Source organism: Thermobaculum terrenum ATCC BAA-798 (assembly GCF_000025005.1).
GTDB classification, from domain to species: Bacteria; Chloroflexota; Chloroflexia; order Thermobaculales; family Thermobaculaceae; genus Thermobaculum; species Thermobaculum terrenum.
Map to the genome: position 1 here is coordinate 169,618 of NC_013525.1, position 25,851 is coordinate 195,468.

Consider the following 25,851-nt stretch of genomic DNA (forward strand, 5'->3'; position numbering starts at 1 on the left):
GGAGGTGTACCTCCCCCAATCCCAACCAATTCCTCTTAGTAACCGTAGCCTGAAGAACGGGACTCTCTCTGTTGCCTGTAGCAATCAGAGCAGTACACAGGGCGATTACCCTTGGGCTGGAAAGGAACTCTAGCGACTCGGCCGCAAGAATCGCAGGTTACCTCATACATCTCGCGTGGCCCACTGTTGGAGTAGCTGGAGCCGTTCTGAGCAGCCCTTCTAGCTCTCCTACAATCGGGACACCTGCTGGGCTCATTCATTAGCCCTTTACTAGCGTAGAACTCTTGCTCTCCTTGAGTGAAAACAAAGGTTGCACCACAGTCTTTACATGTTAGAGTTTTATCCGCGTATACCAAGGTCTATTTCTCCTCCGAAAATGGAAACCAGTTATTTCTTCTTACCACGCCTCAACACGATCTTCCCATAAGTGCCAACCAGCGATGCGGCCTAATTCTCTGCGGGAAACACAGGAGAATTTCGAGGTTGGAGCTTATGAAGAATTTTCATATTGTTGCGTAGCATTAGTGCTAGTATACATCAGTCGAACGGAAATAGCGATAATTTTAGGGAAAATTACAGAAATTGCACTACAATTAGCCTAGCTCTTGCCTACCCAAACACGGAGTACAGTCCATGAATAGAGAGCAGCTAATAAAAAAATTGGTCACGATCGTTGGACCTCAAGGAGTAGTACACGATAGAGAACAGCTTAGGACTTATGAGTGTGATGGCTTAGCTAACTATAGAGCTATACCTACAGCTGTAGTTCTGCCAGAAACTACTGAGCAGGTACAAGCTATAGTCAAGTTATGTCACCGCCATAAGATTCCATTTGTAGCTAGAGGCTCAGGTACAGGACTTTCAGGTGGAGCCATGCCTGTCGAAGAGGGGATACTTATCTCCCTCTCCAGAATGAGGAGAATTTTGGAAGTCGACATTCCCAACCAAAGAGTAGTAGTCGAGCCTGGAGTTATAAATCTATGGGTCACCCAGGCAGTATCACAGTACGGTTACTACTACGCACCCGACCCTTCTAGCCAGTTGATCTGCTCGATAGGGGGAAATGTAGCTGAAAACTCAGGAGGAGCTCATTGTCTGAAGTATGGCTTCACCACTAATCATGTAACTGGTCTGGAGGTCGTGCTACCAGATGGCGAGATTATACACATCGGAGGAAAAGCTTTAGACACACCAGGATACGACCTTGTGGGAACTGTTGTAGGATCCGAAGGCACATTAGGGGTAGTCACAAAGATAACGCTTCGCATAGTTCGCAAGCCGGAGATGGTAAGCACACTTCTAGCCGCTTTTGCCACTATAGAGCAAGCTGGGGCAGCAGTATCGCAGATCATAGCGTCGGGCATAGTGCCTGCAGCAGTCGAAATGATGGATCCACTTTCAATTGAGGCCGTAGAGGCGGCGGTACATGCTGGCTATCCCAAGGCTGGAGCAGTGCTGATAGTAGAACTGGATGGACCACTCCTAGAAGTTGAGGATCAGTTCAATAAAGTAAAGGATATTTGTCTACACAATGGCTCTACAGAGATACGAATTGCACGTAATGAAGAGGAAAGAGTATTGATCTGGAAGGGACGCAAATCAGCCTTTGCTGCAGTCGGCAGGATAAGTCCTAACTTCTATGTACAGGATGGCGTTATCCCTAGAACGGCACTGCCAGACGTGCTGCGAGAGATAGAAGAAATAAGTGCCCAAAGCGGCATAAGAGTAGCCAACGTTTTTCATGCCGGCGATGGCAACCTGCATCCATTAGTGCTATACGACGCCAGCATACCTGGTCAGGAAGAGAAAGCGGAGCAGGTAGCAGGAGAGATCTTATCAATCTGTCTCAGGTATGGAGGATCCATTACTGGTGAGCATGGGGTAGGAGTAGATAAGAAGAAGTATATGCCCAAGATGTTCTCAGAAGAAGATATGAATGCTATGCACATGTTGCGATGTGCTTTCGACCCTGAAGGCATATGTAACCCTGGCAAAGTCTTTCCTACACCACGTCTGTGTGGTGAGAGACCAGGCCCAGGTAAAATACACCCACTGCAGGAAGCAGGTTTGGCAGAGATCTTCTGATGGCAATACTCGATATAACAGACAAACTACCCAATATAGAGATCGAAAACACACCAACCAATATAGATGGGGTGCAACCAGAGTATATAGCTAAACCAGAATCCCCCACGGATACTGTAGAGATACTCAAGTATGCACATCAGAAAGGAATCGGTGTTATACCCTTCGGCTCTGGGACAAAGTTAGGGTGGGGTAATCCTCCCCAGAGATGCGACCTGCTGATCAACACCGCAAAACTTGACAAGATCATTGAGTACAGCCCAGACGACCTCATAGTCAAGGTGCAGGCAGGTATAAAGCTGGAAGAGCTGCAACAAGAGCTGCGAAAACACAATCAGATGCTTGCCCTAGATCCCCCAGAAAAGTCCGCTACTATAGGGGGGATAATAGCTGCAAACGCCTCTGGTCCTAGAAGGCTCAGGTATGGTACTACCAGGGATCTACTTATAGGAATAACCGTAGCTCTAACTAATGGCGATCTTGTGCACGGCGGAGGCAAAGTCGTCAAGAACGTGGCTGGTTATGATCTTTGTAAGTTGTTCACAGGCTCCTTAGGGACGCTAGGAGTAATCGTAGAGGCAGTATTTAGGTTGCATCCCTTACCTACCAAGTCCTTTATATTGAAAGTGAACCTCAAAGATCTTGATCAAGCGGAACAATGTATACAACAAGTTCTAAACTCATATCTAGTGATATCAGCTCTTGAAGCTCATTGTAGCAGTACAGGCGAGGTCTCTTTATGGTGTATGGTAGAGGGCTCTTCAGAGAATATAGCACGCTCAGCAGCTGGAGCCCTACGGCAAATACTGAGTAACTATGGGGATTGTCAGGTTTTTGATCTCGAAGAAGACCCAGCAGTCTATAATAATCTCAGGCAGTATCCATGGGAAGCAGATGATCTCGGCATAAAGTTCTCCTCTACCATCTCCAGACTCAAACCCATAGCAATGCTGGCCAGGTCGACATCTCAACGACATGGTTGCGAGTTTGAGCTTAGGAGCCATGCAGGATCAGGCATAACTTATCTAGCCGTAAAGGGAGGCAAAAACCTACCTGTAGATGCTCAGGTATCATTGATTCAATCAATAAGGGAAGCTTTGACATCCGAAGACTCTGCTATGGTCCTGGAGGCAAGCTTACCCCTCAAGCAGAGGATAGATGTATGGGGATATGCTGGAGATGCACTGCCCCTTATGAAGAGGATCAAGGATCAGTTCGATCCTGCAAAGATACTCAGCCCAGGCAGGTTCGTGGGAGGAATATAAATGATTAGAATCACCGATAGATCCAAAGGTAACCTTGGAAACACAACCATTAAGCCGGCATTCGACTCCCATGAGCCGCCATCTAGAGAACTGATAGACGACTGCATACACTGTGGTTTCTGCTTACCTACTTGCCCAACATATTTACTCTGGGGAGAGGAGATGGACTCCCCTCGAGGCAGGATCTATCTTATGAAAGCCGCTCTAAACGGTGATCCACTCACAGATAGCATGGTCCTCCACTGGGATCTCTGCTTAGGGTGTATGGCATGCGTTACAGCTTGCCCGAGCGGCGTCAAGTACGACAGGCTTATAGAGGATACGAGGTATCAAGTAGAAAGGCGTTATCCCCGGGCCCTTGCCGACAGGGCCTTCAGAAAGCTAATATTCGAAATCTTCCCACATCCCAACAGGCTTAGAGCTATTCTGCCACTTTTACTCTTTTACAGACACAGTCCATTGTCTAAAGTGTTGGAGTCGCGCCTCCTCAGCAAACTAATTCCATCCAGGTTGAGGAATCTTCTCGAGCTTGCCCCAGAGGTTGATCCATCGCAATTCTCATATAAATACCCAGAGAAGATACCTGCTAAAGGCAAACGAAGAGCTAAAGTAGGGCTTATCACGGGGTGCGTACAGAGGATATTCTTCAGCCATGTAAATAGAGCTACTATCAATGTGTTATCAGCAGAGGGATGCGAGGTCTACATACCTAGGTCTCAGGGATGCTGTGGAGCCCTTGCACTACATTCAGGAAATAAGGACGCTGCAAGAGATTTTGCTAGATCTCTCATCAATGCCTTCGAAGGCCTGGATCTCGACTATATAGTGATCAACGCCGCCGGATGCGGATCGACGCTCAAGGAATATGCCCTACTACTCCAGAAAGATGCTATCTATAGGGATCGAGCCAAAGAATTCGCAGGCAAGATTGTCGATGTGTCGGAACTCCTAGTCAAATTAGGTCCAGTGGCTAAGCGTCACCCGCTAAGAATCAGGGTAGCCTACCACGACGCCTGTCATCTTAGGCATGCCCAAGGTATAAGGAAGGAACCCAGAGAGCTGCTCACGAGTATACCTGAGCTCGAACTTGTAGAGCCCCCCGAGGCAGACATATGTTGTGGAAGTGCTGGCATATATAACCTTCTCAATCCCGAGGCTGCTCGAGAATTAGGCGAGCGCAAACTAAAGAATATAAGCTCTACTGGAGCAAAGTATGTAGCAAGTGCTAATCCTGGATGCACATTACAAATAAGCTCAATCGCACAGCTACATAATCAGTCCTTTCACATAGCACACCCAGTTGAATACCTGGAGGCTTCAATATTGGGCAAAGGAATACCATAAGCTTGTAGACTTCTTGGAGGTAGAAATCATGACAGTTGGGATTCAGCCAAGGACGATCACAGTACCCAAGCGATTACTTCTTGGGCCAGGACCTAGTGAGCTTGATCCCGAGGTTGCGAGAGCATTATCTCTTCCCTCTCTAGGGCATCTCGATCCAGCAATGGTGGAGATAATGCAGGATATCAAGCGGCTCCTGCAATACACATTCGTGACCAGGAATGAGGCTACTCTAGCTGTTTCTGGTACGGGCACATCTGCCATGGAAACAGCTTTAGCTAATGTGATTGAGCCCGGCGATAAGGTGCTCGTAGGTATAATGGGCTATTTTGGTGATCGCCTGGCTCAAATAACTGCCAAGCTGGGAGGCCAAGTAATCAGAGTTGAAGCAGAGTGGGGGAAAGCTATTGACCCGGATATGATAATTGCTCGCATAAAAGAGGTAACTCCCCAAGTGGTCTGTCTTGTACATGCGGAGACATCTACCGGGGTCGTCCAGCCAGAAATAGAACACATCTCCTCTGCGGCCCATGAAGTTGGGGCCGTGTTAGTAGTTGATACTGTGACATCGCTAGGTGGACAGCCCGTGAAGGTAGACGATTGGGGAATAGATGTATGTTACAGCGCAGGACAGAAGTGCATTGGGGCTCCTTCTGGGCTCTCACCAATTACCTTTGGGGAGCTAGCCTTAGATAAGATCAACAAACGCACAACCCCTGTCTCAAGTTTTTATCTGGATTTGAACCTGTTGCGCAATTACTGGGATAGCCAGCAATATCATCACACTATATCCGCACCGCTCGTCTATGCCCTGCACACAGCTCTCGACAAAATACAGCAAGAGGGACTAGAAAACAGGTGGAAAAGACATGAGATAAACCAGCGAGCATTCCTGGCTGGAGTAGAAGCCCTAAGCTTGGACCTTCTAGCTGAGAAAGATCATAGACTCAATACGCTGATTACTATAAAGACCACGGAAGACATCGCAGAGAGAACCATAAGACAGGAACTGCTCAACGACTATTCAATAGAGGTAGGAGGTGGTATAGGACCGTTCCAAGGCAAACTGCTGAGGATTGGTTTAATGGGCTACGGATCAAGAAGAGAGTTTATCATCCAGTTGCTTGCAGCCTTAGAATCAATATTGCGCAAGCACGGAAGACCCGTACCAGAAGGGTGTTCAGTAGCAGCAGCAATGAAAGTCTATGAAACAGCTCTGTAGGAGGGAAAGAAAGTATTGAGCTCGAACAACCAAGTCTATGGGGGAATAGAAGCAGGTGGTACCAAGTTTGTATGCGCTGTAGGTACTGGACCGGATGATATTAGGTCATCTATTACTTTTCCGACCACCTATCCAGAAGAAACTCTGGAAAAAGCGGTAAGCTTCTTCAGGCAGGCTACTAAAGGTTTGACGCTAGTAGCCATAGGAATTGCATCCTTTGGACCAGTAGATCCTAATCCCTTATCTCCGACTTACGGGTACATCACATCTACACCTAAGCCAGGATGGGCCAACACCAACTTTGCAGGATATATCAGAGAATCCCTTGGAGTTCCAGTAGGATTTGATACAGATACTAATGTTGCAGCGCTGGGAGAGCACAGATGGGGAGCAGCAGTGGGACTTGAAACCTTTATCTATCTGACTGTGGGCACGGGGATAGGTGGAGGAGGACTAGTCAACGGCAAGCTTATTCATGGGATGCTTCATCCCGAGATGGGGCATCTTGCTATTCCCCACGACAAAGAGGAAGACCCTTTTGAAGGCTGGTGCAAGTTCCATAAGGATTGTCTTGAGGGATTAGCTTCAGGACCAGCTATCGAATCCAGGTGGGGAGTAAGAGGCGAGAACCTCCCTGCGGATCATCCAGCATGGCAGCTGGAGGCTAAGTACCTGGCTTTTGGCCTAGTAAACTATATCTACACACTGTCCCCCCAGCGCATCATCATGGGAGGCGGAGTAATGCAACAATCTCATCTGTTCCCTCTTATTCGCCAGCGAGTTCAGCATTTGCTTAATGGATATATACAAGCAGATGACGTTCTACAGCGAATTGATCAATATATAGTCCCACCTAAACTAGGAACCAGGGCAGGCGTGCTCGGAGCGATTGCACTAGCGCAGGATACTGTCGGGGACTAACAGAGAGGTGGGGGCGGTGGGATTCGAACCCACACTGACACCATTTTAAGTGGTGTGTCTCTGCCAATTGGACTACGCCCCCTCGCTTACAATTATACTAATTAGGGTTCGATACTCGCCATATATGCAAAACGTGAATTCAAAACATATCGTGCTCATAGGACTAAGCGGTAGTGGCAAAAGTACCGTGGGGTGTCTTTTGGCCTCCAAGATGGGGCTACCTTATATAGATACCGACCGGGAAATTGAAAAGCACACAGGCATGCCGATAGAGGAGATCTTCTCTAAGTTTGGAGAAGGGAAGTTTCGGCAATTGGAAAGTGATCAAATAAATAGAGCCCTGAAGGGTAAAAGGGCCGTGGTTTCGCTTGGGGGTGGAGCTGTCCTGCTGGAAGAGAACCGCAAGCTGATATGGGATTTATCCACGGTTATCTGGCTGCAGGCAAGCATAGAAACTATAGCCAACAGGCTGAAACATACTAAAGAGATAAGGCCACTGCTTGCAGGTGACGACTTGATGCGTAGACTGGAGAATATGCTCCAGAATAGAGAGAGGTATTACTCTCAGGCACACTTATGCATAGTGACAGATAACAAATCGCCCTACACTATAGTGGAAGAAATACTCTCTTTTGTGCGTTGACTGTCAGCTTGCTGGATGGCAACGCCTTTGATACCCTGAAGATTGATTAACTAGCTTCTTGGTGGTGATATAGATGCCCGAGATAGTTGCTAGCGATGTGGTGGATGTATATCCATTTTGTATATCAGAAAATAGAGCTTACTACCTGACCTTGCTAAGGACTCCAGGGCTTGAACTTGGTAACACTTGGCAAGCCGTACATGGTCGTATAAAGAAGAAAGAATCTGCTGTCCAGGCTGCAACGAGAGAGCTTCAAGAGCAGACAGGGCTTAATCCTACAGCTGTCTGGAACATTGATTTTGTCAACACGTTTTACTCTCCTGAAGAGGATACAATTTACTTGGTACCTTGCTTTGGAGTACACGTATCAGAAAGCGCTCAGATTGAACTTACGCCCATGCATGTAAACTGGGAGTGGGTACCCCCAGAGGTTGCAGTAAGAAGGTTCGTATGGATTGGTCAGAGACTAGCATTACAGACCCTGCATGACGAGATAGCAGGACCTATAGCAGCCGGACTCGATCCCAATCCATATTTGCAGATACCTCCATCGTTATATCTGCACGGGAAAAAGAGAGGACTAATAAAATGAACTTTGGCGATCTGGTTGAGAGGCGTATAAGGGAAGCTCAGGTAGAGGGTAAGTTCAAAAACATCAAAGGCGAGGGTGCGCCAATTGATCTACAAGAGAACCCTTTCGAAGATCCTGAGATGCGCCTTGCCTATAAGATGCTCAAGAACGCCGGCTTTTGTCCAGAGTGGATCGAGCTTATGAAACAGATAGACGAAGAGATCTCTCAGGCGGAAAGAGTCTGGGAAAATTATAGGTTCAATCGCCAACGGCAGATTAAAAGCGCTCAGAACGTTAAGGTAGTCAAGTTTGCAGAGACCATAAGAGAAATAGACAGGTCAAGGAACACCACTCTTCAGCGACTAGAGACCAGATGGCGAGAGATCAACAGCAAGATAACCTACTTCAACGCCATAGTGCCAGTAGATAGCCTAAAGAAGCCTCTTATAAGCATAGACAAAATGAGAGAAAGCTTCTCAAGGGAGTTCCCGCTGTTATCGAGATATCTGGAAAGATAAAGATCTCTATAGCCTTCTTACCTCACTGGCTTTTCGAAAAGATCTTCTCAGCTCCCCTTCCGCAAGATAATAGTGGGCAGTCACTATAAGCATGAACAGTATCGGAACACACAAAAAGACAAAGCCTATGATCAATAAAGTCCCTATCCAGTAAAGCAGATCCGCTATCATAACCACTCCGAGTAAGGATAATATTAGAGCTCTTGCCTTATCAATGGCATAATAACTTTGTCATGAAACAGTCGAAAATTCAGACAACAAACAGATATATAAACAGCGCTTTGTTCAAACACCTCTACACAATTATAGTAGAACTTCGCCCTAAGCAGTGGACCAAGAACTTGCTAGTGTTTGCAGGATTAGTCTTCAGCCACAACATGCTTAGTCTACCTGCTTTGCTAAGATCATCTGCTGCATTCGTAATTTTCTGTGCAGTATCATCTGCAGCCTATATCATCAACGATCTTGCGGACGTGGAGAGAGATCGTTTACATCCCGTTAAGAGGTTACGGCCTATAGCATCGGGCTTGATCAGCGAGCCCACGGCTATATCAATAGCATCTTTGCTGCTGATATGCAGCTTGATAGCCTCATTCCTTCTTTCATGGTCTTTTGCACTAGTGACTGTACTCTACTTCTTGATCGTGGTTCTATATAGTTTCTATTTGAAGAACGTAGTACTTCTCGATGTGTTTTCGGTAGCATCAGGATTTGTGTTGAGGGCAGTTGCAGGGACTCTTGTAATAAATGTCACATTGTCCTCATGGCTGATACTGTGCACGCTGTTGCTCTCGCTTTTCTTGGCACTAGCCAAGAGACGCCACGAACTATTACTGCTTGAAGAGAAAGCTTCAGTACACAGACAGATACTCAACGAGTACTCAAGGGTTTTTCTGGATCAGCTCATGGCTGTGGTCACCAGCTCCACCATCATAGCCTACTCCCTATACACTTTTTCTGCTGCCAGCCTACCTAACGATAGGTCTATGATGCTCACAATCCCTTTCGTTATCTACGCTATCTTTAGATACCTATATCTCATATACCAACAAAATGAGGGAGGTAATCCTGAGACTCTTCTTCTACAAGATAAGCCACTGCTCATATCAATAGTACTATGGGGTATTGCTGTAGTTCTGATACTTTATAGACCATGGGCATGACTAGGAATAGCGTTGGAAAAATGATGGGGATTAACGACTCTCCAGCAACCAGTATAGATCAGACAGTTGACTTGGAGCTTCATGATATGGCTCACGGTGGTAGAGCCTTGGGTAGGCACGAAGGCATGGTTGTCTTCGTGCCATTTGGCATACCTGGGGAAAGAGTACTAGCGCGTATATATCACAAGCACAAGAGATATGCAGAAGCTGAGATAATAGACATTATCACCCCATCGCAGGACAGGGTAATACCCAAGTGTCCATATTTCGGAGTATGCGGTGGATGCCATTACCAACATATAAGATATGACAGGCAGCTTGAGATCAAACGTCACATAGTAGAATCCCTACTGTCCAGAATTGGAGGCTTCAGAGATATAAAAGTACTCCCCACCATTCCTTCTCCAAGAGAGTACTATTACCGCAATAGCGCAAGATTTCTCTGTGGCCAGCAAGGGGACCTAGGGTTTACTGACTGGCGAAGCAACAGTTTCATAAAAGTAGATACTTGCCCAATAATGGATGAAAAGATTAACGAAGTGCTCCAGCACATACAGGGACATGGCCTACCTGGAGAAAACGTAAGGGTAAGATACAGCAGACAAAAAGATGAATTAGTAATATGGCCCAAGCTATCCGTAGACCTAGAAACTGGGCAGCAGTTCCATACTCAGGTCCTACTAGGAAGGGAGTTCAGAGTATCCGCAACATCCTTCTTTCAGGTAAATACGCTGCAGGCTGAAAATCTTATAAGAATAGCGCTAGATGAACTTGAACCCTTGGAAGGCAAAACGGTCGTTGATGCCTATTGTGGAGTGGGAACTTTCACTCGTTTTATAGCGGAGAGAGCCGAACTTACGATAGGGATAGAAGAATCCCCTTCAGCTACTGCCGACTTTAGATACAACATGCAAGGGCTCAAGGCAAAGTTAATAGAGGGAAGAGCTGAGAAGGAGCTGGGTAGATTGCCAAATAACATAGATAGATTATTACTGGATCCACCTAGAACTGGCTGTGAACCCGAAGCTCTGGAAACCATATTAGAGCTTGCTCCTGAGAAGATAGTCTACGTGAGCTGCGACCCGGCAACTCTGGCAAGAGATCTAAAGGTCCTATGCTCAACTGGAGCATACAGACTTAAGAAAGTACAACCCGTGGACATGTTCCCACAGACCTTCCACATAGAAACTATAGCTTCGCTGGAGCTGCTATAAGAGAGGGAAAATGAAGTGCCCCCAGCGGGATTCGAACCCGCGATCTTCACCTTGAAAGGGTGACGTCCTAGGCCACTAGACTATGGGGGCTTGAATTATAAAGCGGGGCGATTATGCTGCCCCGCAGATCTTTGGTAGCGCATGCGGGATTCGAACCCGCGATCTCCACCTTGAGAGGGTGGTGTCCTAGGCCACTAGACGAATGCGCCATGCGTGTGACGCGCATATTCTAGCGAACTAATTAGCCAGACGTCAAGTTCTACCCTTAGGCCAATGTGTTCTTTTCACAATGTATCTGGGGCTTTCTATCTAACCTTGGATCACCACAGAGGTGCTGAACTATAGAGTAGATCTCCGAGGATTTGGGTGTATAAGCAGCAACAGAGTTGTAGCTTTGGGATTGCAAGCATTGCACTACTAAATCCATATGCTTTCTCTGCTCCATAAGCGCTTTATCTATAAGAAGAATAGATACGCTTGAGTCTTCGGCAGCTATATCAAGCCCCAAAAACAGATGAAGAAGACACAAGCCATGAGACTTCATATAAGCTTCTTCAAACGACTCATCTTCGAACCCTTGAAGAAGAGCGCTCAGGTATTTATGTTCCTCCTCTTGTTGAAAGTCACAAACCGGACATACCGGCTTGCTTTTGATGAGCCTCCTTATGTTCTCCAAGCTGCTCCTCAACCTACGATTCCATCCTCTCGAAGATCTCTTCTCAAACAACTCTCTTCTTTTGAGGTGAAGATGATAGCCTAGGTAGGCAACCACATCCCGGTAGAGAATGCATGTCGCTAGAAGTCTTGGTCTTTCAAACCATTGCTCAGCATGGTCCTTGCAGAACCCAAAGGAGACAACTAAATCCTTCCTAACCTTGGCATCATTTATAAATTCATAATCTAGGCTATCCAAGTACGAATCTACCGCTAAACGGACAAGACGACATATTGGACAGCCTTCTAGGCGAAAAGCTGTAAGAAGGTCATAGTAGGTGTTGACGTGCATAGCAGACACCCGCGAATAATATGTCAAATTAGATTCTACCCCTATTCCTGCTTTAGTCAAATTACGGTTTGTATAGGATTCAGGTACAATCTTGTTGAGAATATTCTCTGGTAGGTGTTACAGCTTTGACCAACAATCAGACGGATAGACCTAGACCACCTGGACCCGAATCTAGAAGGTTCGATAACAACGACAAGAACAACAGAAACAGATGGGGGCCTATACCCAGTTGGGCATGGATAGTTCTAATTGTAGCATTGCTACTCAACTGGCTAGTAGCTCCTATTTTATTCCCCGAGGGCAAGGGAGCGGTATCCATCCCATATACCAGCTTCAAGCAACAACTTGAGAACAACAACGTCGCAGAGGTCACTACCCAAGCGGATAAGATAACTGGTGAGTTTAAGCAGGCTGTCAAGGTACCAGGAGTTGATCAACCAGTCAAGAGATTTGTAACCCATATACCAGCCTTCGGCGATGATCAGCTGATGAGCCAGCTTGATCAGAAAGGCGTCATAGTAAATGTACAGCCAGAAAGCAGTACACGTTCCCTGCTGCTAAGCATTTTGATCAGCTTTGGGCCCACGATACTCTTCTTCTTACTATTCCTCTGGCTTATCTCCAAAGCACAGTCTTCTCAACAAGGGCTTTTTGGTCTCGGAAAGAGCAGAGCTAAGAGATACAACGCTACAGAATCTACAAGGGTTACTTTTGATGACGTAGCTGGCATCGAAGAGGCCAAGCAGGAACTTGCAGAGATCGTGGATTTCCTCAAGAACCCACAGAAGTACCAAAGATTAGGCGGTACTATACCGAAAGGTGTTCTATTGATAGGCCCTCCAGGTACTGGCAAAACTCTCTTGGCCCGAGCGGTAGCTGGAGAGGCTGGTGTGCCTTTCTTCAGTATGTCTGGTTCCGAGTTCGTAGAGATGATCGTGGGTGTGGGAGCTGCAAGAGTACGAGAGCTATTCCAGCAGGCTAAGAAGGAAGCCCCCTGCATCATCTTTGTGGACGAGCTAGATGCCATAGGCAGAAGAAGAGGTAGTAGCATCAACGTTGGAGGACATGACGAGAGAGAGCAAACTCTCAACCAGCTTTTGGTAGAGATGGACGGCTTTGACTCAAGGCAAGGAGTAATCGTCCTTGCAGCTACTAACCGCCCAGACGTCCTGGATCCAGCATTACTGCGCCCTGGGAGGTTTGACCGCAGGGTGGTAGTGCAACGCCCAGATAAGGTAGGCAGGCTCAAGATACTACAAGTGCATACTAGAAACGTACCTCTTGATCCAAATCTAGACCTTTCGGAGATAGCTGCAGCCACTCCTGGACTGGTCGGTGCTGATCTGAGGAACCTCGTCAACGAGGCGGCATTGCTGGCGGCAAGACGCGGTAAGAATTACGTCGACAGAGAAGATTTCTTTGACGCACTGGAGAAGATAACACTTGGTGCTGAGCGTAAGCTCCTTATCAGTGAAGAAGATCGCAGGCGCGTGGCCTACCATGAATCTGGACACGCTTTGTTAGGGCTGTTACTACCCGAGGCTGATCCCGTACACAAGGTAACTATTATCCCCAGAGGGCAAGCCCTAGGTGTTACATACCAAACTCCTGAGGACGATAGATATAACTATACCGAGAGATATCTACGGAGCAGGATAACCGCCGCCTTGGGAGGCAGAGCTGCGGAAGAACTAGTTTTTGGAACTGTAACTACAGGTGCAGAGAATGATCTCAAGCAGGTGACTGAGATAGCTAGGCAGATGGTCACAAGATGGGGCATGAGCAAGGAGGTGGGACTTGTATATCTATCACCAGATGGTCAGGAAGATTTCCTGGGCCCCAATCCAATAACCTCAAGGGAATACAGTGAGTCACTAGCAACTGTGATCGATAGAGAGACGAGAAGAATAATCGATGAGTGTTATGCAGAAGCTTTGTCTCTCTTGAACAGGGAGAGACAAAGGCTGGATAACTTAGCGGAGGCTCTACTTAGAGAAGAATCCTTAGACGAGCAGCAGATACGAGAGATCGTAGGGCTTGGAGAAAAGCAACCAGAACCTGCCTAGGATTATCCAGATTATTGGTCTAGAAATTTGTGAACCGCTTCCACTATGGCAACTATGTCAAAAGGCTTGTGGATAAGGCCATCGGCTGGACAATCACCCTTATCCAGCCGATGTATAGCGCTCATGAGTATAACTTTGGTATCGGAGATTGATGGATCTGACTTGACCATCTTACAAAGCTCTCTGCCATCCAGCCTAGGCATCATCACGTCTGTAAGCACAACATCGGGTCTCTGCTCCTTGATGATACGCATTGCCTGCTCACCATCATAGGCTGTGAGCAGTTGAACTTGGCCATCATCAAGGACCATCACAATTAGCTCAACTATCTCAGCTTCATCATCAACTATAAGCACTTTTTTCATAAGCATTATTGCTCTACTCAGAGAAGTTGGAGTGCGCTAGCGACCAATCTCCTCAACCTTATCTTTTATCTCTATACCGGTTGGCGTAATTGTAAACTCGTATACCGTGTTATCATGCTCAATGCCACGCATTTTCACGATGGTCAGTACTCTCCTCAACTCCCCACTCAAATTTATCCTGTCCATGGTCAGGACGTTATCCATTGGTGCCCACTCAGGAGAGGCAGCCCACAGCGACATGCTTTTATCACCGCATGTGATAAGAGTAGTCACATTGCGTGAACGCATTATCTGGGCCAAGGCACCAACGAAAGGCATAAATCGCCCATCTCTATCCAGCTCTTCCCTTACAACCTCAAAGCCGTCAATCACGAGTCGAGATGAGGAAGACTCTGGTAACTGAGAGATAATCTGATGTACTAGCTTGTCTGCACTTATATCAGAGAAGGGGAACTGAATGGCGATGACATTACCTTTATTCAAAGCATCTTCTAGATCTACTCCCACACTGGATAGACGTCTAGATAAATCTTCAAGAGTATCGTAGAAAGTTGCGAATAAGACCCTCTGGCCTTCCCTTATACCTGCTGCTAGAAACTGCAAAGACAACAAGCTCTTCCCAACTCCAAGAGGGCCTAGTACCAGATTAGATGAGCAAACAGGGACACCTCCCGTTATCTCGTCTAATCCAGCAACCCCCCAGCTCACCCTTTTATTCGTATCACAAGGCCAAACTTTGCTAGCTAAGGATTCTATCCTTGGATATATTGCAATACCAGAGGGTGTGATCTCAAAGTAATGCTTGCCGGGGATAGGATCACCTCCCCTCATCTTGAGTACCTCTATCTTCCTAGTAGCACTACTGTTCAGGCTTGACAAGCTAAGATGAATGATGGTGTCGCTTATTGCCTGTTCCGGATGAATGAAGCCATCCATCCTGTATTGATCTTCAACCATCAGGGTGGTGCATCCAAGCATGAATAGCGCCGAACTCAGATTGAAAATAAAGTTTTGTACGGCAGCTGCATCTCCAGTGAGGGTGAAAAGACTTCTAAATGAGTCTATTACTAGAAGTTCTACTCCCTGTTCGATCACTGTGCTCCTTATCTCGGCAAGAGTCTTATCTAAGCCCTCTTCTTGCAGCAGCTTTTGTATATTCAGAATCTGAAGGGTATTACCGAGCAAGGCATCATCAAAAAAGGCCAGGGTACTAAGATGTGCTATAAGCTTAGCGTTAGTCTCAGTAAGGGCAGTAAGCATAACTACTTTCTTGCCCTGAGATGCATGGTGAAAGGCCATCTGGGTAACCAATATAGTCTTGCCAACGCCTGGAGGACCTCCAACCAGCACAAATGAACCCTTAGGTATACCCCCACCAAGGAGCACATCAAAGCCAGGAATACCCGTACTTATCTTGTCCACCCCTACCCTACCTTGTAAATTAGGCTTGCAGTGTCGCAAACATTATAAACACGTAGCAAGGGTACAGATCTAGATCCAAAGCATAAACTAAAAGCCAGTTGCCGCAGTTAGGAAAAGTAAGGGGCATGGGAAAGACCCCACGCCCCGGAGGATTACATCTGAGGAGTAGTGAACTCGCCAGCTGACTGTGCTCTAGCCTCGTGTATACCTTCCTGCACTTCTTCTATGAGCTTGGCGCAGAAGGCCGGTAGGTCATTAGGATTCCGGCTGGTAATAATACCCTGATCGACAACCACTTCTTGGTCAACCCAATTACCACCAGCGTTCTTTATATCGGTCTTCAAGCTAGGATAAGACGTGAGCGTCCTTCCACGAACTACATCGGCCTCAACTAGGGTCCAAGGACCATGGCATATAGCTGCTACAGGCTTTCCGGATTCTACGAACTCCCGCACAAGCCTTACAGCATCCTGGTTCATGCGAAGTTTATCGGGATTTGCCACCCCACCCGGCAGCACGAGAGCATCGTATTCGCTAGCTGAGACCTGATCCACAGTTTTATCTACCTTGAATGTATCGGCCTTATCCATACCGTTGACACCCTGGATTTCGCCCGACTTGATAGATATAAGATGAGCCTCTGCGCCCTCTTGGGTAACAGCCTTCCAGGGTTCAGTCAGCTCTACTTGCTCGACACCATCAGTAGCAAGAAATGCAATCTTCTTCCCTTCGAGTTTGCCAGCCATTCAGAAACCTCCTTCCAAACTGCAACCTTGACGCTAGCTAAGCTCGCAACTCTTATGCCAGCAGTCTAGGAAATCTCTGAAGTAGTCAATTCAACTCTCGGGAATATGGGCTTGGGCTCTCCAACAAGAGTACCGGGTTGCAGTCCTCCCCAGGCAGCTACATCAGGCCACTTAGTTTGAGAATCTGCCCCGATGCCTAGCTGCTCAAGGATCTTACTTGAAGTCAAAGGTAGAAACGGAGACAGATGCACAGCTATCACTCTCAAGCTTTCAGCCAAAGAATAGAGCACAGTATCTAGACGCGATGAAGCCGCACCGTCACCATTCTTCTCCTGCCGAGCAAGTAGCCAGGGCGCGCTCTCCTCTACATACCTATTAGCTCTAGTCACCAAGTCCCATATGGCAGTTATGGCTGCCCTTAGGTCAAATTCGTCCAGATACTTATAAATCTTTTCAGGGATGCCCTCAGCTATCTGCCTGAGATCTTGCTCTAGATCGGTGCTGTCGGATGGAGATGGCACCTTACCCTCCCTATATCGCCTGATCATGCTAACTGTTCTGTTAAGGAGGTTGCCTAGGTCATTAGCTAAATCGGCGTTATAACGCGTTACTAGTCGATCCCAAGTGAAATCCGTGTCTTCCGTTCGAGACACTTCCCTCACGAACCAATAGCGCAGAGCATCGGTACCGAATCTTTCAACGATACTAATAGGATCTATGACGTTTCCAAGAGATTTGCTAATCTTCTGACCGTTAATGGTGAGATATTCATGCACATAGATCGTAGTGGGCAGGGGTTCACCCGCCGAGAGCAGCATAGCAGGCCAATAGACAGCGTGGAATCGAAGTATGCCCTTGCCTATCACATGAGTTCTATGTGGATTCTCGAGCCAGTATCTCCGATAAAGCTCTCCATCGTAGGCATAATCTAGTGCGGTGATATAGTTGCCAAGAGCATCGAACCAGACATACATTACCTGATCTGGATCATCCGGCACCGGTATACCCCACCCTCTGGCTCTGCTACTAGCTCTAGATATACTGAAGTCCTCGAGCCCGCGTCTAATAAAGCTAAGCACCTCATTACGTCTCGTCTCGGGCAGAATACGCAATTCGCCAGACTCAATTATTGATATAAGGCGATCGGTGTATTTTGAAAGACGGAAGAAATAGTTCTCTTCCTCAACCAGTTCTGGACGCGTGAGGTGTTCCGGGCACAAGCCGTTGACCAGCTCCTCTTCCGAGTAGAACTGCTCACAACCAACACAATATAGTCCTTTATAAACCCTCTTGTATATATCCCCTGATCGCTGACACGCACGCCACAGCTTCTGCACTCCATCTATATGTCTCTTTTCACCAGACGTCCTTATGAAGTCATCGAAGGACACAGCCAGGGGTTCTCTTAGCGCCTTAAACAACTCCGCATTGCGGTCAACTAACTCCTTAGTAGAAATCCCCTCTGCCTCCGCAGCCTGTACATTCTTGAGGGCGTTGTCATCAGTACCTGTAAGAAAGCGCGTGTCATCCCCTATCAACCTGTGGTATCTAGCAAGAACGTCGGTCTGTACCAGTTCAAGAGCAAATCCGATATGAGGCTTGGCGTTTACGTACGGTATAGCCGTTGTAATGTAATACCGAGAACCGCTCACCTCAACACCTCCATCCATTACTCCATTACTAAAATCAAAATGGCCCTCGCCCTAGGGACGAGGACCACTCGTGGTACCACCCTGGTTCTCCTGCAGCTTACACTGCAGGACTCTGAGGCCATCTAACTGGCCTACAACCCTATAACGCGGGCGAGACGTCAGCACCTACTCATAGCTGTCAAAATCACTATTTTCGGATAGCAGCTCCGAGGCCATGTCGGACGAGTCAGGTACCGGACTCTCAGCAACCCGGCTCTCTGTGACCTAACTAAACCGTCCTACCGATCCTCTTCTCAGCTTTTAGATCTTTATTAGATGTTGTTTCTCGATTGTAAGGCGATATAGATCGAAAAATCAAGGAAGGGTGATCGCTGTCTACGCGTGCGGCGATCACCCTTTCGAGCGCCTGTGTATTTGTGTACTGGCTACGAAACGTTCAGATCAGAAAGGGGACCAGCAGCTTGTACCGTAAAGGTCTCAGTAAAGGGATATCGTTCAAGTACTCGACGTATATCCTCCTGGGATACACTTTCGATACTATCAACGATCTCGTCAACGGACATAGCCTTGCTCTTGGCCACGTACAAGCTCGCCAGCTCAAACATCCTGCGGTGAGAAGCCTCCCCACCAATCACGATATCCGCGACGGCCTTCACCTTCGCCCGATCTAGCTCATCCTGATCTACACCGTCTTGCTGTAGCTTCTGCATCTCCTGCCTAACTACTCTAAGGACCTCCTCAGCCCTATCAGGAGAAGTACTGAAGTATGTAAGGTAAAGTCCCGCGTCATCAAAACCGTAATACTCAGTCTCGATTGAATCGACCAGTCCTTTCTGTGTGACTTCCCAGAAGAGACGAGACCCAGTTGAATCCCCTAGTACAGAGGCTACGAGTTCAGCTGCCCAAGTATCATCCTCATCCTGCTTAGGCGCACTCGAAGCTATAGCTATATGTTCCTGCTGAAACTGAGGCTTGAGATCAACCCTCACTTTTGGAGTTGGTTTGAACTCCACCTTCTGATGCCCCTCCTCAGAAGGTTCCCATCCACGCGTAACCTCTTCCAACATTGGGAGCAGTTTGTCCCAATCAAAGTTGCCTGCTATACCAAAGATGATGTTGTTAGCCCCATATCTTCTTTGATGGTACTCACGCATCCTGTGTACGGGCATGTTGCGAATGGTATCCTGAGTTCCCAAAACACTGTTACCTAAAGGATGAGATTCGAAGAAGTTAGCGAAAAGCTGGTGTATAAGCTCATGTGCTGGCTGATCCTCAGAGCGCGCTATCTCCTCTATGATCACGCCTTTCTCTGTTTCGAACTCTTTCTCGTCAAGAGCAGGACGCATCATATCGGCCAGCAGGTCCACAGCCCTAGGGAGCTGATCACCAAGCACTCTAGCATAGTACACAGTGCTCTCTACCCAGGTAAAAGCATTGAATTCAGCTCCCATCTCCTCGAACTCTCTGGAGATATCGACCGCTGACCTTCTTGTAGTGCCTTTAAACATCATGTGCTCTAGAAAGTGGGAAACACCAGCTATGTCTTGGGGCTCATCTCGAGACCCTGTACGCACGTGGAAACATATGGCTACGGATTCCACTCCGGGCATCCTCTGCCCTACAACCGTCAGACCATTGGGAAGTTTCTCGACTCCTAGCAGCTCATTAGACCTTACTGACATTTTCACCCACCAAGCTTTCTTTTGTACTTGGGCCTAGAGCACACAACACCAAATTGGAGCTCAAAGGCCATTCCCTAACAACCTTGTTCACCTGATCAACAGTGACAGCATCTATCCTCTCACGTATGTAGGAAAGTGGCTTTATCCTGCCCTCATACCACCATGAGGTCAAGAGAGATCTAAGCCTCGCACTCGTGCTTTCGCCGGCCATAAGCACATGGCTTCGAGTTAGCGCTTGGAACCTTCTAAACTCCTCCTCGGACACACCCTCGGAGTCTAACTTGTGCAGCTCCTCCATCAACACGCTATAAGTCTGAGAAGCCCTTTCAGGAGTAGTCCCTGCATATATTCTCCATGAACCTTGATACCTACCGGGAGAATAAGATGCGCCCACCGAATATACCAGACCTCTTTTCTCACGCACCTCTACAAAAAGTCTGCTACTCATGCCTCCACCCAAGATTTCGGCAGCAATAATAGCAGCGTAATAATCGTCATGTCCGAATGGAACACTCGGCGCCGCACCAGCGATATGTTCTTGCTGAGTCTGCTGATTTTCCACATACAATTGTGGACGAGGGTGAGGTGGCCCTATCTCGGGAGCCTTGGTCCCAGGTTTCCAACCTCCAAGAAACTTCTCTACCAGAGATCTGAACAGATCCCAATCTAGGTCCCCAGCTGCTGCACAGACTGTATTGGCAGGATTGAAGTAAGATGCATGATATTCCCTCAAGTCAGCAGAAGAAAGGGAACTGATAACATCCGGCTCCCCTGTTGGCCTCTTAGAATAGGGATGTCCCTCGTAGTAGACCCTCCGTAGCAGATCCCGAACCTTTACCATAGGTTCATCCTCTTCGCGCCGAAGCTCCTGCAATATGGAAGATCGGGTCTGCTCCATTTCATCTTCTGGGAAGCTTGGGTTCTGAAGTATGTCTGCAAATATCTCCAGTGCAGGTTCTAGTCTGGAGCTAACCATCACTCCCGAGAGCCCTATAGTTTCGGCATCCAAGGAAGTACCGTAGCTCACTCCCAAGGAGTCAAGTGAATCGCTTATCTGGCGAGAAGTCCTGTTGGTGGTACCTTCTAGGAGCATAGTTTCGGTGAAATGGGCGAGCCCACTTTTATCATCAGGATCATAAGAACTCCCAGCTCCAACTATAAAGCCTAGAGCCAGAGATCTAACACCCTCGAGTCTTTCTCCAAGAACAGTCAAGCCATTAGGCAAAACATCCTTATATTGCTCGGGCATAGGAACAAAAACTCCAATCGTTGATCATTCAGAAATCTAAAGGTGCTTCCATTAGCAAAAGTGTAGCCGTGTGTTTTTAAAATGTCCAGTGGATGGTAATACAAGCAATTCTTTTGGAGATCTACACCGCATATCGTGCTAAGAAGTCAAGTCTAGCATTGATCTGATCATGAGGTATGGGTAGGTAAGGCCGAAGTTCATCCAAGGCATACTCCTGTTCGAGAATCTCATCAGTTCCTAGAATGCGCGAGGTATAATCAGCTATCTCTTGCAAAATCCAAAGGTAGCTGTAAAACTTGAATCTCTGCAGCAAGCACCTATTCCTTCCAGTTAGAGACTTGTACACATTCCAGAACATCGGCCAATCTAGATCGATATAAGATGACAGATCTCTTTCTGGGGCACCCATAGAGATGCTGCTCCAGTCAACCAGATATATGCGATCGTCATCCCCAGGGATAAAGTTGGCTAGATTAGGATCGCCATGGGTTAGCACAAAATCATCTTGGTCTTTGGCGAGAATTCTTCCCAGAAGGCTTGTATAGCGTGCTGTATCTAAAATGTCGTCAATATTCTCTCTTATAAGCTCTTGGAGCATACTCCGAATTCGACCACCCTCAGAGCTACTGTTGATGGCCCTAAGGTTATTCCCTATCCTTGACTCAAAGGGGTTTTCAAATATGTCTCGCGTTGGGATCAAGAGCTTAGTTGAGTGCAGCTCAGCAATTATTTCAACAACCTTGTCTAGAGGGATTTCTTCCAACAAAGTAGATGGCTGCATTTTATCGTACAAACTATTGCCGTTCCCAATAAATGGATAAAGCAGAACACAATAGGATCCATATTGGGCCAGTGGGCAACCATCAAGAGTCTCAACAGGAACAACAGCTGATTTGAACCCTGAGTCATGCAACATTCGAACATGTTCAACGAACTTACACAACGCTGTATCTTCAGCAATCCTTCTAAGCTGCAATAAGAAGCTCTCTGTAGCGGTTACAACTTTGTAACACCATGAATCCTCTCCTTTTGGGAGGAATTCAATGTTCACAACAGACAACCCATAGATCAGGCTAATAAAAAGCGTAAGATCTTCGTGATCAAGGTCTTTTGGTCGAAACTTCAAGTGCGAAAAACTCCAGTAACTTCACAAATGCTTTTCCATCTCAGTAATCTCACAGCTATAACCATGAATCAGTATGGTATATTCGCGCGTAGGTAAAAAGCCTTTGGCTAGGTAGAAGCTTTTAGCGGGAGCATTTCTGCTTTCCACCCTGAGCTTGATCACCTTGGCATCTGGGAAATTCTTGATCCCTTCTTGAAGAAGCTGAGTGCCTATACCTTTACCCTGGTGGCTGGGAAGAATATATATCGCAGATAGCTCCACTTCGGAAGAGTCCTGAAGAGGTGTAAACTCAGCAAAACCTACTAAGTGGCCTGCATCCTCCACAACGAGCAGGACATTATTCCTCATCCTATAATTCAGCGACTTATCCGAATAAGCCGTAGCCAGAAACTCGGTCCTTATATGCTCCGGGATTATGTTCTTGTAGGTATGGTGCCAGGTAACTTCTGCTACATGCCTTACCGAGGGTATATCTTCTTGCATCATCCTGCGGATTTTCAATTGGAATGCTCCTGACATATTGCAGCACAGATCTTGTATTCAGATCATTCAAGCTTATAATAAGCTCAATTCACATGCACATGTTTACTTTGCACCACCCTAATCTTTGAGGGAATTTTATTCCAAACACAAGGGAGGTAATAGTTTGACCAGAGATATCAAGTCTTTGATCGCTCAGATGACCCTGGAGGAAAAGGCAAGCCTATGCTCAGGACTAGGCTTCTGGGATACCAAACCCATAGAGAGACTAGGAATACCTTCTATAGTCATGACTGATGGCCCTCATGGACTACGAAAGCAAGTCCCCGGGAGCCAAAACTTCTTCGACAGCGTGCCTGCCACTTGTTTCCCAACAGCAGCTACTATAGCCTGCTCCTGGGACAGATCTTTAGTAAGAGAGATTGGCATCGCCCTGGGAGAGGAATGCCAAGCTGAAGGTGTATCTGTGATTTTGGGGCCTGGAGTAAATATAAAGCGTTCTCCTCTATGCGGACGCAACTTCGAATACTTCTCAGAGGACCCATTTCTTTCTACGGAATTAGCAGCCAGCTATATAGAAGGCGTACAAAGCCAAGGGGTTGGCACGTCCATCAAGCACTTTGCCGCTAACAATCAGGAACACCGCAGGATGTCGGTCAACGCAATAGTTGACGAAAGGACCTTACGAGAGATCTACCTGGCGAGCTTCGAAGGAGCAGTAAAGAAATCCAAGCCCTGGACGGTAATGTGCGCCTATAACAGGTTGAACGGCGATTATTGTTCTGAGAACCACTACCTGCTCACGAAGGTTTTGCGAGAAGACTGGGGATATGAAGGATTAGTAGTTTCTGACTGGGGAGCAGTCAACGAGAGGGTAAAGGGACTCGAGGCTGGCCTAGATCTGGAGATGCCCGGTAACGGCGGCGTTGGAGATCGCAAGATCATTGAAGCAGTTTGCTCTGGAGAGCTATCAGAAGAGGTTTTGGATAGAGCAGTTGAGCGTATCCTGAAACTAATCTTCCAAGCCGTTGACAATAGAAAGGAGAACTTCCGGTACGACGCTGACGCTCACCATCAACTAGCAAGAAAGGCTGCCAGGGAAAGCATGGTTCTCCTCAAGAACGATAACTCTATCTTACCCCTTCGGAAAGAAGGAACTATAGCAGTTATAGGAGCATTCGCCAAACATCCCAGATTCCAAGGAGGAGGCAGTTCACACGTCAACCCCACTCGGATCGACATACCCTATGATGAGATCCAAAAGGCAGTAGGTGATTCCGCCAGGCTACTCTATTCAGATGGTTACCAACTGGGAAGCGACGAAGTAAACCAGTCCTTAATCGAAGAAGCCAGGCAAATTGCCTCTCAGGCGAACGTAGCACTAATATTCGCAGGACTACCTGAGAATTATGAGTCCGAAGGTTATGATAGGGTCCATATGTCGATGCCTAGGAGTCACCTGGAGCTTATTCAAGCAGTCAGCGAATCTCAGCCAAATACTGTGGTGCTGCTATGCAATGGTGCACCCGTAGAGATGCCTTGGCTGCATGATGTACCCGCTGTGCTAGAGTGCTACCTGGGAGGGCAGGCTGTTGGTAGCGCTATAGCTGATCTGTTATTTGGGGAGGCTAGCCCGTGCGGCAAACTCGCTGAGACGTTCCCACAAAAGCTAAGTGACAATCCTTCATACCTCAACTTCCCAGGCGAAGACGACAAAGTAGAGTACCGCGAAGGTATATTCGTTGGATACAGATACTACGACACAAAGGAAATCGAGCCTTTGTTCCCATTCGGTCATGGTCTGAGTTATACCACGTTTGAGTATAGTGATCTATCCGTAGACAAGAAGAGCATTAAAGATAACGAGGTCGTTAACGTACAAGTAACTGTTAAGAACACTGGCAAATTCGCCGGGAAAGAAATAGTACAGCTCTATGTAAGCGATCTAGCTTCAAGCGTTAGAAGGCCAGAAAAAGAGCTCAAAGGCTTTGAGAAGGTAGAGCTACAGCCTGGAGAAGAGAAAACAGTCAATTTCACGTTGGACAAAAGGGCTTTTGCATACTACAACGTGGACCTTAGCGATTGGTACGTGGAGACAGGGGAATTTGAGATCTGCGTAGGGAGATCCTCTAGAGATATTGTCCTTACCGAGATCATCCACGTCGACTCCACACAGGTAATACCAAAGAGGTACCATCGCAACTCATTGATAGGGGATCTGCAGGAGGATCCTAAAGCCGCTGCTCTCTTCAACCAAATGATGCAGCAGGGATTGGCGAACACACCGTTCGCTTCATCAGGAGAGTTCAACAGCGAAATGATAATGGCCCTTCTAAGGTATATGCCGCTTAGAGCACTTGTGAACTTCAGTGGTGGAGCCTTCAGCGAAGATGATCTTAATAACTTATTAGACCAGCTCAACTCAGCTAGTTAATAAGACGCACAAGGGGTGCACGGGTGGATATCAAAGATTACTTTGCATCAGAGCCCAATACACCAGAGGTACTATCCAAGATACTGGTAGAAACTGACCAGCTTGGGTTTACCATGGGTTCGGATGTCGTAACGGGCTCGCTACTACGTGCACTAGTTGCTTCAAAGCCGGGAGGTAGATTCCTTGAGATTGGTACTGGAACTGGAATTGCTACCTCCTGGCTACTACAAGGCATGGATCAAGATTCTATCTTGATAACTTTAGAGAAAGAGGATAAATTCGCCTCCATAGCTCGTAAGTATCTTGGGAACGATCCCAGAGTCACATTCCACTTAGTAGATGCAGGAACCTGGCTAGAGCAAAACCAGCACGAAGAGTTTGACCTAATATTTGCTGACTCCTGGCCAGGTAAATACAGCCACTTAAACGAGGCTTTAAGCATACTCAAGCTCGGAGGCATCTACGTAATAGATGACATGCTGCCTCAACCTAACTGGCCGGAAGGGCATGAGGCAAGCGTCAGATGGTTGCTAAATGAGCTTGCAAGCAGGAGCGATCTTGTTATTGCAAAGCTAGCCTGCTCTACAGGTCTGGTATTGGCAACCAAAGTTACCCAATAAACTGTCAACATGCGAACAGTCTACTTTTGTAGTAGAATCTCATTGGTCTAATCCCAAGCT

Annotated in this window: 24 protein-coding genes, 3 tRNA genes and 1 other annotated feature; of the genes, 13 read left to right on the top strand and 14 right to left on the bottom strand. The window is 47.1% G+C overall.

Annotated elements, in window-relative coordinates; all coding sequences use genetic code 11:
• Window positions 1–35 precede the first annotated feature (35 nt).
• Window positions 36–356, bottom strand: a complete 321-nt coding sequence (locus TTER_RS15205) for a zinc-ribbon domain containing protein (protein WP_012874116.1) — start codon at window positions 354–356, stop codon at window positions 36–38.
• Window positions 357–633: 277 nt separating this feature from the next.
• Here TTER_RS15205 and TTER_RS00795 point away from each other — a divergent pair, with 277 nt between their 5' ends.
• The 5 genes from TTER_RS00795 to TTER_RS00815 are packed head-to-tail and all read left to right on the top strand — an operon-like array spanning window position 634 to window position 6,834.
• Entirely contained in the window at window positions 634–2,085 is a 1,452-nt protein-coding gene (locus TTER_RS00795; protein WP_012874117.1) for an FAD-linked oxidase C-terminal domain-containing protein, read from the top strand.
• On the top strand, window positions 2,085–3,350 hold the full coding sequence (locus TTER_RS00800; RefSeq protein WP_012874118.1) for an FAD-binding oxidoreductase: 1,266 nt from the start codon (window positions 2,085–2,087) through the stop codon (window positions 3,348–3,350). The genes TTER_RS00795 and TTER_RS00800 overlap by 1 nt, the downstream gene beginning before the upstream one ends.
• Window positions 3,351–4,694, top strand: coding sequence for a (Fe-S)-binding protein (locus TTER_RS00805; protein WP_012874119.1), 1,344 nt, complete (start codon window positions 3,351–3,353; stop codon window positions 4,692–4,694).
• A 28-nt stretch (window positions 4,695–4,722) separates the two neighbouring features.
• Complete coding sequence (locus TTER_RS00810) at window positions 4,723–5,913, top strand: pyridoxal-phosphate-dependent aminotransferase family protein (protein ID WP_012874120.1); 1,191 nt, start codon at window positions 4,723–4,725, stop codon at window positions 5,911–5,913.
• Between the two features lie 15 nt (window positions 5,914–5,928).
• Window positions 5,929–6,834, top strand: coding sequence for an ROK family protein (locus tag TTER_RS00815; protein WP_012874121.1), 906 nt, complete (start codon window positions 5,929–5,931; stop codon window positions 6,832–6,834).
• 8 nt (window positions 6,835–6,842) lie between these two features.
• Here TTER_RS00815 and TTER_RS00820 read toward each other — a convergent pair.
• A tRNA-Leu gene (locus TTER_RS00820) sits at window positions 6,843–6,916 on the bottom strand.
• Window positions 6,917–6,958: 42 nt separating this feature from the next.
• On the opposite strand from TTER_RS00820, the gene TTER_RS00825 reads away from it, so the two are divergent.
• The 3 genes from TTER_RS00825 to TTER_RS14450 all read left to right on the top strand — a co-directional run bounded on the left by TTER_RS00825 (window position 6,959) and on the right by TTER_RS14450 (window position 8,566).
• Complete coding sequence (locus tag TTER_RS00825) at window positions 6,959–7,477, top strand: shikimate kinase (RefSeq protein ID WP_012874122.1); 519 nt, start codon at window positions 6,959–6,961, stop codon at window positions 7,475–7,477.
• 73 nt (window positions 7,478–7,550) lie between these two features.
• Window positions 7,551–8,069: an NUDIX hydrolase gene (locus TTER_RS14445; RefSeq protein WP_012874123.1), complete on the top strand. Its 519-nt coding sequence runs from the start codon at window positions 7,551–7,553 to the stop codon at window positions 8,067–8,069.
• Entirely contained in the window at window positions 8,066–8,566 is a 501-nt protein-coding gene (locus TTER_RS14450) for a DnaJ family domain-containing protein (protein WP_012874124.1), read from the top strand. The genes TTER_RS14445 and TTER_RS14450 overlap by 4 nt, the downstream gene beginning before the upstream one ends.
• 6 nt (window positions 8,567–8,572) lie before the next feature.
• Here TTER_RS14450 and TTER_RS15700 read toward each other — a convergent pair whose 3' ends face one another.
• Window positions 8,573–8,737, bottom strand: coding sequence for a hypothetical protein (locus TTER_RS15700; RefSeq protein WP_012874125.1), 165 nt, complete (start codon window positions 8,735–8,737; stop codon window positions 8,573–8,575).
• A gap of 62 nt (window positions 8,738–8,799) precedes the next feature.
• On the opposite strand from TTER_RS15700, the gene TTER_RS00840 reads away from it, so the two are divergent.
• Entirely contained in the window at window positions 8,800–9,729 is a 930-nt protein-coding gene (locus TTER_RS00840) for a decaprenyl-phosphate phosphoribosyltransferase (RefSeq protein WP_041424292.1), read from the top strand.
• 23 nt (window positions 9,730–9,752) lie between these two features.
• Complete coding sequence (locus TTER_RS00845) at window positions 9,753–10,943, top strand: class I SAM-dependent RNA methyltransferase (protein WP_041424293.1); 1,191 nt, start codon at window positions 9,753–9,755, stop codon at window positions 10,941–10,943.
• Window positions 10,944–10,959: 16 nt separating this feature from the next.
• Here TTER_RS00845 and TTER_RS00850 read toward each other — a convergent pair.
• From TTER_RS00850 to TTER_RS00860, 3 genes are all read right to left on the bottom strand, one after another.
• Window positions 10,960–11,033, bottom strand: a tRNA-Glu gene (locus tag TTER_RS00850).
• Between the two features lie 42 nt (window positions 11,034–11,075).
• Window positions 11,076–11,152, bottom strand: a tRNA-Glu gene (locus tag TTER_RS00855).
• A 56-nt stretch (window positions 11,153–11,208) separates the two neighbouring features.
• Entirely contained in the window at window positions 11,209–11,949 is a 741-nt protein-coding gene (locus TTER_RS00860; RefSeq protein ID WP_277422772.1) for a DUF6062 family protein, read from the bottom strand.
• A 125-nt stretch (window positions 11,950–12,074) separates the two neighbouring features.
• On the opposite strand from TTER_RS00860, the gene ftsH reads away from it, so the two are divergent.
• Complete coding sequence (gene ftsH / locus TTER_RS00865) at window positions 12,075–14,015, top strand: ATP-dependent zinc metalloprotease FtsH (RefSeq protein WP_012874129.1); 1,941 nt, start codon at window positions 12,075–12,077, stop codon at window positions 14,013–14,015.
• Window positions 14,016–14,026: 11 nt separating this feature from the next.
• Here ftsH and TTER_RS00870 read toward each other — a convergent pair whose 3' ends face one another.
• From TTER_RS00870 to TTER_RS00905, 8 genes are all read right to left on the bottom strand, one after another.
• Window positions 14,027–14,386, bottom strand: coding sequence for a response regulator (locus tag TTER_RS00870; protein WP_012874130.1), 360 nt, complete (start codon window positions 14,384–14,386; stop codon window positions 14,027–14,029).
• A 30-nt stretch (window positions 14,387–14,416) separates the two neighbouring features.
• On the bottom strand, window positions 14,417–15,802 hold the full coding sequence (locus TTER_RS00875) for a DUF7125 family protein (RefSeq protein ID WP_012874131.1): 1,386 nt from the start codon (window positions 15,800–15,802) through the stop codon (window positions 14,417–14,419).
• A 152-nt stretch (window positions 15,803–15,954) separates the two neighbouring features.
• Entirely contained in the window at window positions 15,955–16,548 is a 594-nt protein-coding gene (locus TTER_RS00880; RefSeq protein ID WP_012874132.1) for a type 1 glutamine amidotransferase domain-containing protein, read from the bottom strand.
• Window positions 16,549–16,613: 65 nt separating this feature from the next.
• Window positions 16,614–18,218, bottom strand: coding sequence for a methionine--tRNA ligase (gene metG, locus TTER_RS00885; protein ID WP_041424295.1), 1,605 nt, complete (start codon window positions 18,216–18,218; stop codon window positions 16,614–16,616).
• Between the two features lie 32 nt (window positions 18,219–18,250).
• Window positions 18,251–18,504 (bottom strand) — a binding site (T-box leader).
• A 121-nt stretch (window positions 18,505–18,625) separates the two neighbouring features.
• Entirely contained in the window at window positions 18,626–19,882 is a 1,257-nt protein-coding gene (locus TTER_RS00890; protein WP_012874134.1) for a M16 family metallopeptidase, read from the bottom strand.
• On the bottom strand, window positions 19,866–21,131 hold the full coding sequence (locus TTER_RS00895; RefSeq protein ID WP_012874135.1) for a M16 family metallopeptidase: 1,266 nt from the start codon (window positions 21,129–21,131) through the stop codon (window positions 19,866–19,868). Before TTER_RS00895 ends, TTER_RS00890 begins: the two co-directional genes overlap by 17 nt.
• A 121-nt stretch (window positions 21,132–21,252) precedes the next feature.
• Window positions 21,253–22,257, bottom strand: a complete 1,005-nt coding sequence (locus TTER_RS00900; RefSeq protein WP_012874136.1) for a phosphotransferase — start codon at window positions 22,255–22,257, stop codon at window positions 21,253–21,255.
• Window positions 22,258–22,278: 21 nt separating this feature from the next.
• Window positions 22,279–22,758, bottom strand: coding sequence for a GNAT family N-acetyltransferase (locus tag TTER_RS00905; RefSeq protein ID WP_012874137.1), 480 nt, complete (start codon window positions 22,756–22,758; stop codon window positions 22,279–22,281).
• A gap of 145 nt (window positions 22,759–22,903) precedes the next feature.
• Here TTER_RS00905 and TTER_RS00910 point away from each other — a divergent pair, with 145 nt between their 5' ends.
• The gene (locus TTER_RS00910; RefSeq protein ID WP_012874138.1) at window positions 22,904–25,171 is read left to right on the top strand and encodes a glycoside hydrolase family 3 C-terminal domain-containing protein; all 2,268 of its coding nucleotides are present in this window, start codon (window positions 22,904–22,906) and stop codon (window positions 25,169–25,171) included.
• Between the two features lie 23 nt (window positions 25,172–25,194).
• Window positions 25,195–25,791, top strand: a complete 597-nt coding sequence (locus tag TTER_RS00915) for an O-methyltransferase (protein ID WP_012874139.1) — start codon at window positions 25,195–25,197, stop codon at window positions 25,789–25,791.
• Window positions 25,792–25,851: the final 60 nt, after the last annotated feature.